This window comes from Faecalibacterium sp. OF03-6AC, assembly GCF_003478175.1.
In the GTDB taxonomy this organism is placed as follows: domain Bacteria; phylum Bacillota; class Clostridia; order Oscillospirales; family Ruminococcaceae; genus Faecalibacterium; species Faecalibacterium taiwanense.
The window spans coordinates 9,073-23,842 of record NZ_QUEN01000003.1 but is presented as its reverse complement, the minus strand read 5'-3'; the positions used below and the strand labels follow the sequence as shown (position 1 = coordinate 23,842).

13 protein-coding genes are annotated in these 14,770 nt (G+C 56.8%); 1 reads left to right on the top strand and 12 read right to left on the bottom strand.

Annotated elements, in window-relative coordinates; genetic code table 11:
- Positions 1 to 10 precede the first annotated feature (10 nt).
- The 9 genes from DXA66_RS04030 to DXA66_RS03990 form a co-directional block, all read right to left on the bottom strand.
- Complete coding sequence (locus DXA66_RS04030) at positions 11 to 883, bottom strand: ABC transporter permease (RefSeq protein WP_118526951.1); 873 nt, start codon at positions 881 to 883, stop codon at positions 11 to 13.
- Complete coding sequence (locus DXA66_RS04025; protein ID WP_118526949.1) at positions 880 to 1,854, bottom strand: ABC transporter ATP-binding protein; 975 nt, start codon at positions 1,852 to 1,854, stop codon at positions 880 to 882. Before DXA66_RS04025 ends, DXA66_RS04030 begins: the two co-directional genes overlap by 4 nt.
- 189 nt (positions 1,855 to 2,043) lie before the next feature.
- Positions 2,044 to 2,244: a 50S ribosomal protein L31 gene (gene rpmE / locus DXA66_RS04020; protein WP_005926533.1), complete on the bottom strand. Its 201-nt coding sequence runs from the start codon at positions 2,242 to 2,244 to the stop codon at positions 2,044 to 2,046.
- 233 nt (positions 2,245 to 2,477) lie between these two features.
- Positions 2,478 to 3,818, bottom strand: a complete 1,341-nt coding sequence (locus tag DXA66_RS04015) for a TRAP transporter large permease (RefSeq protein ID WP_097777885.1) — start codon at positions 3,816 to 3,818, stop codon at positions 2,478 to 2,480.
- A 1-nt stretch (position 3,819) separates the two neighbouring features.
- The gene (locus DXA66_RS04010; protein ID WP_097777886.1) at positions 3,820 to 4,341 is read right to left on the bottom strand and encodes a TRAP transporter small permease; all 522 of its coding nucleotides are present in this window, start codon (positions 4,339 to 4,341) and stop codon (positions 3,820 to 3,822) included.
- A 99-nt stretch (positions 4,342 to 4,440) separates the two neighbouring features.
- A complete protein-coding gene (locus DXA66_RS04005) occupies positions 4,441 to 5,529 on the bottom strand; it encodes a TRAP transporter substrate-binding protein (RefSeq protein WP_118526947.1) in 1,089 nt (362 codons plus the stop codon).
- A 347-nt stretch (positions 5,530 to 5,876) separates the two neighbouring features.
- Positions 5,877 to 6,887: a TRAP transporter substrate-binding protein gene (locus DXA66_RS04000; RefSeq protein ID WP_242959327.1), complete on the bottom strand. Its 1,011-nt coding sequence runs from the start codon at positions 6,885 to 6,887 to the stop codon at positions 5,877 to 5,879.
- Positions 6,884 to 7,693, bottom strand: a complete 810-nt coding sequence (locus DXA66_RS03995; protein WP_005937194.1) for a response regulator — start codon at positions 7,691 to 7,693, stop codon at positions 6,884 to 6,886. The genes DXA66_RS04000 and DXA66_RS03995 overlap by 4 nt, the downstream gene beginning before the upstream one ends.
- Positions 7,690 to 9,213 carry a sensor histidine kinase gene (locus tag DXA66_RS03990; protein WP_243089025.1) on the bottom strand — a complete coding sequence of 508 codons (1,524 nt, stop codon included), beginning with the start codon at positions 9,211 to 9,213 and terminating at the stop codon, positions 7,690 to 7,692. The genes DXA66_RS03995 and DXA66_RS03990 overlap by 4 nt, the downstream gene beginning before the upstream one ends.
- A gap of 137 nt (positions 9,214 to 9,350) precedes the next feature.
- On the opposite strand from DXA66_RS03990, the gene DXA66_RS03985 reads away from it, so the two are divergent.
- Positions 9,351 to 9,884: a YcxB family protein gene (locus DXA66_RS03985; RefSeq protein ID WP_118526945.1), complete on the top strand. Its 534-nt coding sequence runs from the start codon at positions 9,351 to 9,353 to the stop codon at positions 9,882 to 9,884.
- Between the two features lie 137 nt (positions 9,885 to 10,021).
- Here the strand turns inward: DXA66_RS03985 and DXA66_RS03980 are convergent, their stop codons facing one another.
- The 3 genes from DXA66_RS03980 to DXA66_RS03970 form a co-directional block, all read right to left on the bottom strand.
- Complete coding sequence (locus tag DXA66_RS03980; RefSeq protein ID WP_118526943.1) at positions 10,022 to 11,608, bottom strand: mannitol dehydrogenase family protein; 1,587 nt, start codon at positions 11,606 to 11,608, stop codon at positions 10,022 to 10,024.
- Between the two features lie 5 nt (positions 11,609 to 11,613).
- Complete coding sequence (uxuA, locus tag DXA66_RS03975) at positions 11,614 to 12,714, bottom strand: mannonate dehydratase (protein ID WP_118526941.1); 1,101 nt, start codon at positions 12,712 to 12,714, stop codon at positions 11,614 to 11,616.
- A 215-nt stretch (positions 12,715 to 12,929) separates the two neighbouring features.
- Positions 12,930 to 14,384, bottom strand: coding sequence for a lipopolysaccharide biosynthesis protein (locus DXA66_RS03970; protein ID WP_118526939.1), 1,455 nt, complete (start codon positions 14,382 to 14,384; stop codon positions 12,930 to 12,932).
- Positions 14,385 to 14,770 lie beyond the last annotated feature (386 nt).

Sequence of the window (14,770 nt, the reverse complement as noted above, 5' to 3'; positions counted from 1 at the left end):
TCCCCTCCCCTCAGTTCCAGCGGCGCTTTTCCAGCCCCTGCGCCGTGAAGAACAAAAACAGCATGGTCACGGTCAGGTAGTACACCAGCGTCGAGATGGAAAAGCTGTTGTTGACAAACTCTTCAAACGGCGTGAACAGGCACAGCCCGCTGAGCACCGCGCTGAACGCTTCGGTCAGCCAGCTGCTCTGCAGCAGGAACAGTGCCGTCAGCACCACACAGCAGCCCGCAAAGGTCAGGCAGCCCAGCGTAAAGCTGCGGGTACGCAGGCCTGCCACCACACTGAGCACTGCCGCAATGGCGGTGAACAGGGCCAGCGCCACTGCGCTGCCTGCGGTGAACATGCTGCGCAGGCTGGGCATCATGTAGGCCAGCAGCAGTGCGGCAACACCTGCCACCGCAGCAATGATCTGATTCTCGGTCAGGCTGGAAAGAAACACGCCAATGGCAATGGCGGCGCAGCCCATGAGATAATAGCACAGCAGAGCGGCCAAGTTTGCCAGCGTGGCCGTGCCGGTGGCACCCAGTGCGGCCAGTACAAGGATCATGACCGCATCGGCAAGGCACGGCAGTGCAAAGATGACGCACAGGGCAAAGAATTTGCCCAGCACGATCTCCCACACAGACACCGGGCTGGTAAGCAGCAGCTGATCGGTGCGGGTGCGGCGTTCCTCTGCAAAGGAGCGCATGGTGAGCACCGGGATATACAAAAGCAGCACAAACGTGGTGCGGTAAAGCGTGTAATAGCCAAAATCCGTCAGGCCGTAGCCCAGATTCAGAGCAACAAAATAGATAGCCGTTGCCGCCAGCATAAAGGCGGTGAGCACATAGCCGATCATGCCATGAAAGCTGCTGCGGACTTCGCGTTTGAAAATGGCGGTCATTCCGTTTTCTCCTCCCCTTCATCCGATGGTGTTTCAGACTCGTTTTCGGTCAGTGCAAGGAACACTTCCTCCAGCGTCCTGTTTTCCGCTGCCAGCGCCAGCACCGTGCATCCGGCCTGCGAAAGGGCGCGGGACACCTCGGCGCGGCGGTCAGAAGCATCGGCACTTTCTGCGGTAAAGGTCACCTGTCCGTCGGCCTCGGATTCGATCTCCACCTTGCGGATGCCCGGAATGGAGCCAACTGTTTTCAGTACGGTCTTCCCCCCGCCCAGAACGGTAGCGCGCAGACGGCTGCCGGGGTTCAGCTTTTCGGCCAGCTGTTCCGGCGCACCCACCGCCACCAGATGTCCCTTGGAAAGGATCAGTACCTGACTGCACACTGCCTGCACCTCGCTGAGGATGTGGCTGGACAGGATGACCGTGTGGCTTTTCCCCAGCTCCCGGATCAGTCTGCGGATCTCGATGACCTGTGCAGGGTCAAGGCCCACGGTAGGCTCGTCCAGAATGATGAGCTGCGGCGCGCCCAGCAGTGCCTGCGCAATGCCCACGCGCTGGCGGTAGCCCTTGGACAGACTGCGGATGAGCCGGGGCAGCACCTCTTCCAACCCGGTGCGGCGGGCAGCTTTGCGCACCTGTTCTTTGCGGTCGGCCTTCTTTTTGATGCCTTTCAGCTCTGCAGCAAAATCCAGATATTCCTGCACCGTCATTTCCGGGTAGAGCGGCGGCTGCTCGGGCAGATAGCCCACACAGGCCTTGGCCTGCTGGGCCTGCTCCGGCAGGCTGAAGCCCGCCATCTTCACTTCACCGGAGGTGGCGGCAAGGTAGCCGGTGAGGATATTCATAATCGTGGATTTGCCCGCGCCGTTGGGGCCGAGCAGGCCGAAGATCTGGCCGTCGCCCACCGTAAAGGACAAATCTTCAATGGCAGGGTGCGTGCCATACTTTTTGCTCAGATGCGATACTTCGATCACAGCAAACGCTCCTTTTTCATCTAGTTCAATGCTGGTATATTTTAGACGGAAAATGTGTAAAAATTAAGACAATCCTGTGGTGGGATGCAAAAAGAATTCTTAAGAATGATTAAGGCCGCCCTTTCATATGCCAAAAAGGCAGCAAAAAAGCACCGTTTCCCAAAGGAAACGGTGCTCAGAAAACCATAATTACTTACGGCCGAAACGCTTGTTGAAGCGCTCAACACGTCCGCCGGTGTCAACCAGCTTCTGCTTGCCAGTGTAGAAAGGATGGCACTTGGAGCAAACTTCGACGTGGATCTCAGGCTTGGTGGAACGAGTCTTAATGACGTTGCCGCATGCGCAGGTGATGGTGCAGTCAACGTAGTTCGGATGGATACCCTGTTTCATTCTTTTCACCTCATTTCTGGTTCTGACTTGTTGGGGCCATATTATAAATGTATGTGCCCATCACAACCTTCAATATCGGCTACCCCGTCGAGCGGCCTTGGAAACGATTGCCTTACTATTATAGCACGATTCCGACAGAATGCAAGAGGGAAAATAAAGTTTTTAGCATACAAAAAGCCCCCTGCACTTTCATGCAGAGGACTTTAACGGTTTTACCTTACGCCGTCAGGCCATCAGTGGATGAACACAGGACCCAGCGGGTTGGTGATGGGGCTGACGTAGCCGCCCAGCAGCTTGGGGATCGCCAGGCTGATGTCGGGCACGAAGGTCAGCAGCAGCAGTGCAATGAACATGCACAGGTAGAACGGCAGGGTCGCCTTGACGACCTTTTCCATCGGGCGCTTTGCAACGGCAGAGCCGATGAACAGCACAGCGCCGACAGGAGGAGTCAGCAGGCCGATGCCGCAGTTCAGAACCACGATGATACCGAACTGGATGGGATCGATGCCGATGGAGGTTGCGATGGGCAGCAGGATGGGAGTAGCGATCAGGATGATGGGAGCCATATCCATGATGCAACCCAGAACCAAGATGATCAGGTCGATCAGCAGAGCGATGATGTAGGGGTTATCGGTGACGCTGGTGATGGCATTTGCAGCCAGATCCGGCACATGCAGCATGGTCAGGCAGTTGCCGAAGACTGCAGAGGTAGCGATCAGGATCAGCACGATGGACAGAGTGTTCACGCACTCATCCAGCGCATGCCAGACACCCTTCCAGTCCAGACCCTTGTAGACGAACACCGACACGAACAGAGAGTAGATAACTGCAATAGCTGCAGACTCGGTAGCGGTGAACACACCGCCAACAACGCCGAACACAACGATGACAACAGCGGCCAGTGCCCAGATGGAAGTGCCCAGCTGCTTAACGAAGCCCTTGATGCTGAACGGAGAGCCCTTGGGGTAATTTTCCTTGACCGAGATGATGTAGGAACCGATCATCAGGACGATGGCCAGCAGAGCGCCGGGCAGATAACCTGCCAGGAACAGGCTGCCGACCGAGATGCCGCCGGCAGTGGTGGCATAAATGACCATGTTGTGGCTCGGAGGAACCAGCAGACCCTCGCAGGAGGAGGTGATGGTAACAGCAGTGGAGAAGTCGGCATCGTAGCCCTGATCGACCATCATGGGGATCATGATGGAGCCGATGGAAGCGGTATCTGCAGATGCAGAACCGGAAATACCGCCGAAGAAGTAGGAAGCAACGATGTTGACCATTGCCATGCCGCCGCGCATCCAGCCCACGCAGGCATCAGCCAGAGCGATCAGCTTTTCAGAAATGCCGCCGGAGCCCATGAGCACGCCCATGGTGATGAAGAACGGCACGGCCATCAGGCTGAAGGAAGAGATGCCCTTGACCATCAGACGGCAGACATCGGTCAGTGCCTGACCCTGCACCATCATGCACAGCACGCTGGAAAGACCAACGGCGTATGCAATGGGGAAACGCAGGAAGATCATTACAAAGAAGCTGACAAGAAGGACAATGATTGCCAGTGTCTGAACTGTCATATTACACTTCCTCCTTTACAAAAATGCTCTTGATGTGGTTGTACAGTGCCTCGATCTCGAAGATGATCATGGCAACACCGGCCAGCGGCACCGGGAAGTACATCCAGAAGCGGCTCAGCCAGGGCATGGACACGTAGAAGCCGCGGCCGCCCAGAGTGGTGGCATAGTTCCAGCCGACCACCATCATGATGACACCCAGAATGCACACGGCAAGATCGGCCAGAATATCCAGCGCTTTGACGGCGGTTTTGGGCAGATACACGTCAAACGCAGTCATGCGGATATGGGCACCGCGGCGGATGGCCAGAGCAGCACTCAGCACGGCCATGTAGCTCATGCAGGTCAGCACAACTTCTTCCGACCATGCCGGGTCCGGGATGAACGAGACGTAACGACCGATGACCGACATGGTAGTGATGAGGATATCTGCGATCAGCAGCAGCTTGCAGATAAACAGGACCACTTTGTAGGTGATGTCGTACGCCGGCTTGATCTTATCCAAAGTGGTAAAGATTTTCGGCATATGAATTCCTCCATATAAAAAACCCGGCAGGTCTGCGGGCGTATCCCGTAGTCCCCCGCCGGGCTATGTACTATCTCAGAACAGGAAAGGCTTTTTCAATTATGCCTTCATGTCCAGCAGCTGCTGATACAGCTCAGCCTGATCGGAGGTGTTCTCGCTGATGACCTTAGCGCAGGCCTCCTGCCAGGGTGCCTTGTCGTCAACATCCACAACGTTGCAGCCGGAGCTTCTCAGCTCCTCCAGAACCTTGTTCTCAGCGGTCTCGGACAGGTCTGCATTGAAGGCCTGCGTATCAGCACCAGCCTCCATGATGGCAGCCTGCTGGTTCTCGGTCAGCTTGCCCCATGCGTTATCGGTGATAACAGCCTGAATAGCGCCCAGAGTGTGGCCGTCCAGGATCAGGTTGTTGGCAACCTCGGGGAATGCATTGGACTTGTAGTTTGCGATGGGCTGCTCAGCACCATCCACAACGCCGGTCTGCAGTGCGCTGTACAGCTCACCGAAGGAAACGACGGTGGGGTTAGCGCCCAGACCCTCGACCATGCCGTTCATAACGGGGTCGTTGGACACGCGCAGCTTCAGGCCCTTGAAATCAGCGATGCCGGAAACCGGGTTGACCGTGAAGAAGTGACGGAAGCCCTCTTCGCCGTAGAAGACACCACGAACGGGCAGGCCCAGCTCCTGGGGCTCGTTCAGGAACTCAGGTGCCAGATCGCTGTTAGCGAAGTTCCAGAAGTGTGCGCGGTTCTCGAAGGTGAAGGGGATGGACAGCAGCTTGGACTTGTTGCAGCCATAGCTGGTCAGTGCGAAAGCGGAGATACGGCTCATATCGATGGAGGTAGAACCGCCCAGAATTGCGTCCAGAACGTCGTTCTCAGAACCCAGAACGCCGGAAGCCTGCACGTCGATGACGACGGAACCGCCGGTCAGCTCCTCGACCTTCTCCTTGAAGTGGGTAGCAGTCTGGCCAACGATGGTATCCAGCGGGTTGACCTCGGCGTAGACCAGAGTCACCTTGGGATCGTTTGCAGCAGCAGTAGCATCACCAGCAGCAGAAGCTGCGGTGGAAGAAGCTGCGGTAGAGGTGGAAGCAGCAGAATTGCTGGAGCCACCACATGCGGTCAGAGCCAGAGCAGCGGCGGAAACGCCGGCTGCTGCCAGAAAGCTGCGACGAGTGATCTTTTTCATAATAAATCGTCCTCCTTAAATCTCCCGAACGGCCCGGTCTGCACAGGGCCCGCATGCCGTTCATTTACTGTACACACTTTAGCAAATTTTTTTAAACGAAACAAGGGCTTTCAAAAAATGTCCTGCTTTTTGAAAAAATGTCAGAATTTCTTTTGTGAAAACTGCCAAGTGCTTTACTTTTTGTTTGTGCACCTTCGCCTAACAGATGGATACATTTCTGTATTCCAGATGGAAGCAAAGCGCTGGATGCCCTTTCCTTTTGGGTTCAGAGCACACAGCGCTTTGCCGGTTCTTTATTCTGTTTTCCTGATTTCTTTGCCCATCTTTTCCGGGCTTTGCTGTGGAGCTTATGCCTGCTGGATGCGGGCGATCAATTCGCCCTGCTGGGCAAACCGATCATACATCGGCTGCACAGCAGCACGGAATCTTGCCTTTTCTTCTTCGTCCAGCTCCGTCACCTCAATGCCTGCTGCACGCAGATCACTTTCCGATTCCGCCTCCTGCTGCGCCCAGATCCTGCGCTCCACCTTGGCGCTCTCCCGGGCACACAGGCGGATGATCTCCGGGTAGCGCTCGTCCAGTGCGGCCAGCTTTTCCATCACAGCAGGGCTTGCAAGCTGCACCTCCGGCACGCGGGTGTGCTCGTCCTTTAAAAAGTAAGGTGCCACCTCGTAGTGACCCATGGCTTCGTAGCTGGGCCAGTTGTTCTCTGCGCCATCGATCTCACCGTTGTGCAGGGCGGCATACACCTTGCTGTACACCACCTTTACCGGCTTTGCGCCGAGGTCGGTGATCATTTCGCTCATCATGTCCGATTCCTGCACGCGGATGGTCAGGCCCTGCAGATCTGCAAGGCCTGTCACCTTCTGCCGGGTGTAGATGCTGCGCACACCGGCATCGAACCAGGAAAGGCCGGTCAGCTCCAGCGACTGCAGCATGGAAAGGAATTCGTCGCCGATGGAGCCGTCCAACACCCGCCACATCTGGTCGGCATCGGTATAAAGATACGGAAGCTGCAAAACGCTCAGCGCCGGTTCATACTCAGCCAGCTGGCTGAGGGACACACGGGAGAAATCAATGCCGCCGAACTGCATCTGCTGGATCACGCTCTGCTCCGCGCCCAGTTCTCCCCCGCTGTACACCAGCACTTTCACGCGGCCATCGGTGCGCTGGGCCACAAGATCCGCAAAGGCCAGCGCCGCCTGCGTAGTAGGATAATCCTCCGGCTGGTTCTCCGCATAGCGCAGGACCAGTTCCGCCCCCTGTTGCTCCTGCACCGGCTGATGGCCGCAGCCCGCCACCGGCAGTGCCAGCACGGCTGCGCCAAACAGGGCGGTCAGCATCTGACGGCGGGTCACAGGCGGGCCTCCCGTGCAGCCTTGGCCGCTTCCCTGCGGTACTGGGTGGGGGTCATGCCGGTGCGTTTTTTAAAGGTGCGGGCAAAATAGCTGGAATCCTCGTAGCCCACCATGGAAGCTACCTCTGCTGCCGAACGGAACGGGTCGGTGAGCAGCTCCTTGGCAGCGTTGATACGCAGCTCGGTCAGGCAGTCCAGAAAGTTCATCTTCTGGTACTTCTTGAACTGTGCCGAGAGATACGCCGGGCTGATATGCAGGATCTCGCTCACACTGTCCAGCGAGAGGTCGAACATATAGTTATCCTCCATATACTTGCGCACATGGGCCATGACCAGTGCATTGCGGTCGTTCTCCCCTGCTTCGGCGGCATCGCTCTCCGGGTCAGCTTCCGGCTCCGGTTCCACCGGAGCCAGCTCTGCAAGGCGGCGGCCCGCCTCGATCTGACGGATGGCCTTGCGGATGGAAGCTTCCACTTCGTCCGGGTTCACCGGCTTGAGCAGATAATCGCAGGCCCCCAGATGCATGGCCTCGTGGGCGTACTGGAACAGACTGTAGGCCGTAACAAAGATCACCTTGCACTCCGGGCGCTGTTCCAGCACGGCGCGGGCTGCATCCAGACCGTTCATACCGGGCATCTCAATGTCCATCAGGATCAGGTCTGCGCCCCACAGCACCGCCGTATCCGCTGCCTTGCGGCCGTTCTCGGCAGTCTCGATGGTCACTTCGTGCTCAAAGCGGCGGGCCACGATGTCCGCCAGCGTTTCCCGTTCCAGTGCTTCATCATCCGCGATCAACAGACGAATCATTCCTCAAACTCCTCCTCATTCTCCACCAATGGCAGGTACAGCACCACCGCCGTACCGCGTCCCGGATGGGACCGTATCACAAAGCGGCTGTTCCGATCCAGCAGACGCAGGCGGGCCGCAACATTATAAATGCCGATATGCTCCCAGCGCTCACCGGGCTGACTGAGCGCCCCGCGCAGCTGTCGTAATCGATCCGGCTGGATGCCCACGCCGTTATCCACCACGCGGATGCACAGCATTCCCTTCTCCCGCAGAGGGTTCACGCGGATGCGCACCACACCGCCCTCCTCTTTGGGGCAGATGCCGTGCTTGAAGGCATTTTCCACGATGGGCTGCAAAATAAAGGACGGCACCATGGTCTCGGTAAGATCCAGCGAATCAGAAAAGCGCCACTCCATACGCACCCGCTCACCAAAGCGGACATGGTAGATGGAGTAATATTCATCCACGATGCGCACCTCACGGGAGAGCGGCACCTGTTCATCGTTGCTCATCAGGCTGTAGCGCAGCAGATGCGAAAGCGCCATGATGAGTGCCTGCGTGCGGTAGGCCGTCTCGGTACCGGCGGTCTGCTGGATCACATTCAGGGTGTTGAACAGAAAGTGCGGGTCGATCTGGCTGCGCAGCTGCTGCAGCCGGCTGCGCTCCATGCGGTTCTGCAGCTCCAGTGCTTCGGTCTTCTGGCGATGCAGCTCCCGCTCGATCTCGTTTTTCTCCTGCAGGGTGGTCACCTGCTGGGCCATGGAGTGCTTCATGATGTTGAAGGACTCGGCCAGCTGAGCGATCTCCGGCTGCTTGGGCAGCGGGATGTCCGGGGTGTCGAACTCACTTTTGCCAATGGCGCGGGAGGCTGCGATCATCTGCTGCACCGGCGTGAGCAGACGCATGACCATCAAACCGGTAACGCAGCCCAGCGCCACGCACAGCGCCACCACCACCGTCTGCAGCATGGTGATGCGCTCGTTCAGGGCCGAGATGGTGGTGTAGGTGGTCTGGGAATCCTGAATGGCGGTTTCCAGCAATTGCAGGGTGTACTGGCTCAGGTAATCGCCGCAGGGCACCACCTTTGCATAATACAGCTGGGAAGCTGCGGCATCGTTGCCGCTGAGCAGGTCGTTTTCCAGCTCATCCAGCAGGCCGGTGTAGGTCTGATAGACCGTATCCACTGCGCTGTAGAGCACCCACTGCTCATCGCTGACGCTTTCCAGACTGTTCAGGCTGGTACCGATGCGCCAGAGCCATGCGTTGCAGGTGGAAGATGCCGACTGCAGCCGGTCAATGATCACCTCCGGCTCGCTGTTCTCCCAGCGGTAGTTCTCCAGCACGGAAATAGAGCTTTCCACACCGCCCTGAAAGCGGCTGATGGCGTTGAAGCAGCCCATCTGCGCGTCCTGTACTGCCTGCACTGCTCTGGACTGGTAGCCATTGAGCGTGAGCTGCATGGCAAAGGCCGCAAAAAATGCTGCCAGACACAAGCCCATGCGCTGCTTGAGGGTGATCTGCCGCTTGCGGTGCTGCAAAGCCTGCCGCCTCCTTTCGTTTGGTAACGATTTATTGTACCACGCTTTGGGCCGGATTGGCAAGGTTTGCATGTTTTTCTCTTGCCTAAACCGCGCAATTGTGGTACGATGCCTATAAATACAAAGGAGGCGACTTTATGTCCCAGACCATCTCCGTTTCCACCACCATGGGTGAGCAGGGCTTCCGCGATTTTGCCGTGTTCGATGCATTCCATCACCGCAAAGCATGGCTGCGTCCCGCTGTTTTTGCCGCCATCATGCTGGCTTTTGCCGCCGTCTGCCTTTCGCAGCTGGGCAAGCGCCCGGGTGCCGGGCTGCTGGCTGCTGTGCTTGCCATTGTGGGCATCGGCCTGCCGGTGAGCTACTTTTACTCATTCTTCCGCAGCGTTTCCCGGCAAATCAAACAGATGCACCTGCCGCGGGCCTTCTACCGTGTGGAGCTGGCCGACACCGGCATTGCTGTGTGGATGTACGGCCAGCAGGACAAGCCCGAACCCACCAGCCGCCACGCATGGGACAGCTTTTACTGCGCCTACCGCACGGACAATGCGGTGTACCTCTACGTAGAAAAAGAGAAAGCTTACTTACTGAACGACCGCATGGAAGTGGTGTGGAAGTTTTTGGCCAGCATCCTGCCCAAAGAAAAGCTGCACGACTGCAGAAAAGGCTAAACCCAAAAATATGCACACACAAAAAAAGAACTGCTGACATTTCGTTCAGCAGTTCTTTTCTTTTATAAAGACCCACACTGCGGCAAAGCAAAGCGCAGCGTGGGTGCGGAGATAGCTTATGTGATTGCGTCAGCCGATCAGCGGGCAAGCGTATACTTGTGCAGGGTCTTGCGCACAGCGCCGGGGCCGGCAAACAGCTCCTTGGCCATTGCCTCGATCTTCTCGCCCAGACCAACAGCGTACAGATCTACGCCGAACACATCGGTGCGGCTGTAGAGCTGCTTCAGGCAGCTGAAGTCCTGCTCGCCTTCCTTGACCTCCAGCGGAGCCACGATGGCCTGCAGCTCAGCCAGCAGCGGATCGGTGGAAGGCTCAAAAGCCTGACCATTGTCATCGATGCCCTTCAGGTAGCGGGCGTAGCCTGCCAGCACCAGCGGGATCAGGATCAGGTTGCTCTTGTCCAGACCGCGTGCCTCGTAGGCCTTGATGGTCTCACCAAAGCGGATGGCCAGCTTCTGGGAGGTATCGGTAGCGATACGCTGGGGAGCATCCGGCATGAAGGGGTTGGGCAGACGGCGGTTGATGACAGCGCCGATGAACTCGTAGGGGTTCAGAACGCCGGGATCGACCACGACGGGCATTGCCTCGATGTAGCCGATCTTCTGGATGAAGGCACGCAGGTCTTCATCGGCCATCTCGGCGGAGATCAGGGTGTAACCCAGCATGCAGCCATAGATGGACATTGCAGTGTGCAGCGGGTTCAGGCAGGTGCACACCTTCATCTTCTCGATCTTGTCAACGGTCTCACGGTCGCAGTACAGCACACCGCCCAGCTCCAGCGGAGGACGGCCATTGGTGTAGTGATCCTCGATGCACAGGTACTGGGTCTCCTCGGCGTTGACGAAGGGAGCAGTGAAGGTGTGCTTCTCGGTGACGATGGTGTAGTTATCCTCAAAGCCGTCGTCGGCCAGCATCTGCTGGACCTTGGCATCCGGGCGCGGGGTGATCTTGTCGATCATGCTCCAGGGGAAGGTGATCTTGGTCTCGTCCTGCACATAGGCCAGGAACTCGGCGGGCACCAGACCCTGCTCCACCCACTTGGCAGCATAGGCGTGGACAGCATTCTTGACCTTATCGCCGTTGTGGGAGCAGTTATCCATGCTCTGGACGGTCAGGGGCAGCTTGCCGGCCTTGAAGCGCTCGTACAGCAGAGCAGTGACCTTGCCCATGGCCAGCACGGGGGTCAGGCCGCGCTCCAGATCAGCAGGAGCAACGCCGTAGCCCTTCTCAGTGATGGTGAAGGAGATCATCTGCAGGCTGGGGTTCTGGAAGATCTCCACCAGACGTGCCCAGTCCTCGCCGAAGGAGTAGTCAGCCTTCAGGCTCTCGGTAACGGAAGCCACCACCTTCTTCTCGATCTCGCCGGTGGACTTCAGGCAGACCAGCAGGCTCATATTGTCGTAGGGACGATAAGCCTTGTCGATGATCTCATAGTCAAAGCTCTCGGCCACGATGACACCGCGGTCATACTTGCCGGTGTTCAGCGCATCGTTCAGGATGGCAGCCGGGAATGCACGGAAGATATTGCCTGCGCCGAAGTGCACCCAGGTGGGTTCAGCGTGGGTCTTGGCCTTGACGGCCTCGATATCGAATTGGGGCAGCTCATAGCCCTTCTCTGCCCACTCGGCGGACAGATTGCCGTTTTTGATCTCAGACAGCTTCATATTTATCAGCCCTTCTTTTTCTCTTCATCCAGACGATCCAGCAGATCCCAGACACCCAGCATGTACTGAACGCCCAGAGCACGGTCATACTTGCCGTAACCGGGGCGGCAGCTGCCGGGGCCTTCCTCCCACAGCTGACGGCCATGGTCGGGACGGATGTAGCCCTCAAAGCCGCAGTCATGGTAAGCACGCAGCACCTCGATAATGCCGGTCTCGCCGCAGCAGTCGCGGTGAGCAGCCTCGGAGAAGTCGCCATTGGGGAAGTGGTGGATGTTGCGGATGTGACCAAAGGCAATGCGGTCGCAGTGCTTGCGCACGGTCTCAGCACAGTTGTTGTTGGGGTTTGCGTTCAGGCTGCCGGTGCACAGGGTCAGGCAGTTGTACGGATCATCCACCATGCTCAGGAAGCGGTCGATGCTCTGGGCATCCACCAGCAGACGGGGCAGGCCGAAGATATCCCAAGGGGGATCATCCTGATGGATGGCCATTTTGATGCCGCACTCATGGCAGGTGGGCATCAGTGCTTCCAGGAAGTACTTCAGGTTTTCCCACAGCTTTTCCTTGGTGACAGGGGCGTAAGCCTTGAACAGCTCGTCCAGCTTTGCCATGCGCTCCGGCTCCCAGCCGGGGAAGGTCATGTTATACTTCTCAGTGAAGGACATGATGTACTCAGCCATAGCCTTGTAATCGCCCTTGATCTTGTCCTTCTCATAGAACAGTGCAGTGGAGCCGTCGCCCACGGGGTGGAACAGATCGGTACGGGTCCAGTCGAACACCGGCATGAAGTTGTAGCAGATGACCTTGACACCGAACTTGGACAGATTGCGGATGCACTGCTTGTAGTTCTCGATGTACTTGTCGCGGGTGGGCAGGCCGATCTTGATATCATCGTGGACATTGACCGACTCGACCACGTCCATGTCGAAGCCGTAGGCGTGGATCTGATCGGCTACCTTCTGGATCTCGTCGATCTCCCAGATCTCGCCGGGCATCTTATCGTGCAGCGCCCAGACGATGCTGGTCACGCCGGGGATCTGCTTGATGTCGCTCAGGCTGATGGGATCGTTGCCCTCGCCATACCAGCGCCAACCCATTTTCATAGGCATAGGAAAATCCTCCTGTTTTATATTTTCTGCTTTGCATTTTCCGCGCAGCCGTGTGCCGCGCTCTTGTACTTATATTCTAGTATATCAGTTGCGTTTTTTCAATGGTCGCTTTGCCGGTTTTTAATGTTTGTTCTTGTATACTTTAGACAAAAAGAACAAAAATCCGTCGGACATCACCCGCCCGACGGATTTTTACGCGATTCAAAATGCCGGTTTCAGCGTTTCAGCTTCTGCCGGATGGACGGAGCCAGCACATCCTTGAAATATTCAAAGGTGTCCAATTCCAGAATGGCAGAGCCTGTCAGATAAATGCCCAGACCAACCACCACCTGAATGATCACCGTCAGCAGATCCGGCAGGTGCAGGAAAATGACCAGATACATGCACAGGCCTGCGCCCGCTGCCAGCAGCAGGGTCGGCAGGATATCGCGCATCTGTTCCAGATAGCCATAGTCGATCAGCTTTTTGCTGGGCTGTGCATCCAGGATCTGGGTCACGACATTCGTGATCAGCACACCATATGCAATGGCCTCGACGCTGATATGGAATGTTGCCAGCAGAAGAAGGATGCACACCGCTTCGTTCATAAGCTGACGCTTCAGGTAAAGATCGCTGCGGCCCACGGCCTTGGCTGCATTCAGGTTTGCCGTGATGATCGGCCAGCATATATAGCTCAGGCAGAACACCCTGAGGAACAGCACGCAGGGCAGCCACTTCTCGGTGAGGATCAGGCGCACCAGCGGTTCGGCACAGAACGCAACGCTCATCATCACCGGCGCAATAATATAGGTACAGGTCTTGATGGAGCGGCGGGTCATGTTCTTGACCTGCGCACGGTCATCCTGCAGTGAGGACATGACCGGGAACAAAACGCTCTCAATGGAAGTATCCACGCTTGACGCGATATTATAAGTCAGGTTATCGCCCTGATTGTAATACGCCAGATCCGCCGAGGTGTACACCTTGCCGATGATCAGGCTGCGCAGGTTGTTGTAGATGACGCTGCTCAGCGACGAGGCCAGCAGCTTCCAGCCATAAGAGAGCAGCCCTTTCAGGTGCTGCCACGAAAACTCCATCTTAGGCCGCCAGGAGGACAGCTTCCACAACACCAGCGTGTCCACCGTGATATTGGATACCTGCTGCACCACCAGCGCCCAGACTCCAAAGCCCATATAGGCAAGGCCCAGGCCCAGAACCGTGGATACGATCGCGCCCGCAAAGGCGGAATAGAAAAAATACTGGAACTTCATGTTCCGGGTCACATGCGCCTGCTGGATCGTTTTGATGCCGCAGACCGCCACTGTCAGGCTGATGCCGCGAAAGATTGGGGTCATGCTGGGGTCATTGTAGAAAGCAGCCAGATACGGTGCCGCCACGAACATTCCCCCATACAGCACAAAGCTGATCACAATGCTGAAAAAGAACGCCGACGAGTAATCCAGCTCGTCCACTTCCTTCTTCTGCACCAGCGCGGTGCCAATGCCGCAGTCCAGCAGGACATACATGATATTGTTGAACACCGTCACCAGTGCCACCTTGCCATAATCATCGGGTGTAAGGATGCGCGCCAGAAGGATGGACACCACCGCTGAGATCAGCTGCACACCGCACCGCTCTGCAAAGCGCCAGAAAAAACCGTTTACAATAACATTTTCTTTTTTCTCGTTCATTCCTGCGTCCACTCAAATTCCTTTCAAAAAACCGGTCGGTCTGCACCCTGCGCAGAAATGCATTTCCGCCGTATCCTTATCATCTTCTTCCCTGCTGCCAAAACAACTGAGCAGAGATAGTTAGTTATATAGTATCACACCCATCCATGCATTTCAACCAACATATTCTTAAGGAATGACGGCCCGAAAATTTCATTTAAAAAGAGAAAAAGCGCTTGACTATCTGCCAGGAACGTGGTAATATATTCAAGCAGTCCGCATCACGGTCTTTCACCTCAGAGATTTCAGGGCTGCGAAAACAATACGGTATGCGAGGGTGGCGGAACTGGCAGACGCGCACGTTTGAGGTGCGTGTGGTTTATCCTTGGGGGTTCGAGTCCCCTCCC

Coding starts and splice junctions, on each gene's coding strand:
- DXA66_RS04030 (WP_118526951.1), bottom strand. CDS start 883: ATGACCGCCATTTTCAAACGCGAAGTCCGCAGCAGCTTTCATGGCATG.
- rpmE (WP_005926533.1), bottom strand. CDS start 2,244: ATGAAACAGGGTATCCATCCGAACTACGTTGACTGCACCATCACCTGC.
- DXA66_RS04015 (WP_097777885.1), bottom strand. CDS start 3,818: ATGACAGTTCAGACACTGGCAATCATTGTCCTTCTTGTCAGCTTCTTT.
- DXA66_RS04010 (WP_097777886.1), bottom strand. CDS start 4,341: ATGCCGAAAATCTTTACCACTTTGGATAAGATCAAGCCGGCGTACGAC.
- DXA66_RS04005 (WP_118526947.1), bottom strand. CDS start 5,529: ATGAAAAAGATCACTCGTCGCAGCTTTCTGGCAGCAGCCGGCGTTTCC.
- DXA66_RS03995 (WP_005937194.1), bottom strand. CDS start 7,693: ATGATTCGTCTGTTGATCGCGGATGATGAAGCACTGGAACGGGAAACG.
- DXA66_RS03985 (WP_118526945.1), top strand. CDS start 9,351: ATGTCCCAGACCATCTCCGTTTCCACCACCATGGGTGAGCAGGGCTTC.
- DXA66_RS03980 (WP_118526943.1), bottom strand. CDS start 11,608: ATGAAGCTGTCTGAGATCAAAAACGGCAATCTGTCCGCCGAGTGGGCA.
- uxuA (WP_118526941.1), bottom strand. CDS start 12,714: ATGCCTATGAAAATGGGTTGGCGCTGGTATGGCGAGGGCAACGATCCC.
- DXA66_RS03970 (WP_118526939.1), bottom strand. CDS start 14,384: ATGAACGAGAAAAAAGAAAATGTTATTGTAAACGGTTTTTTCTGGCGC.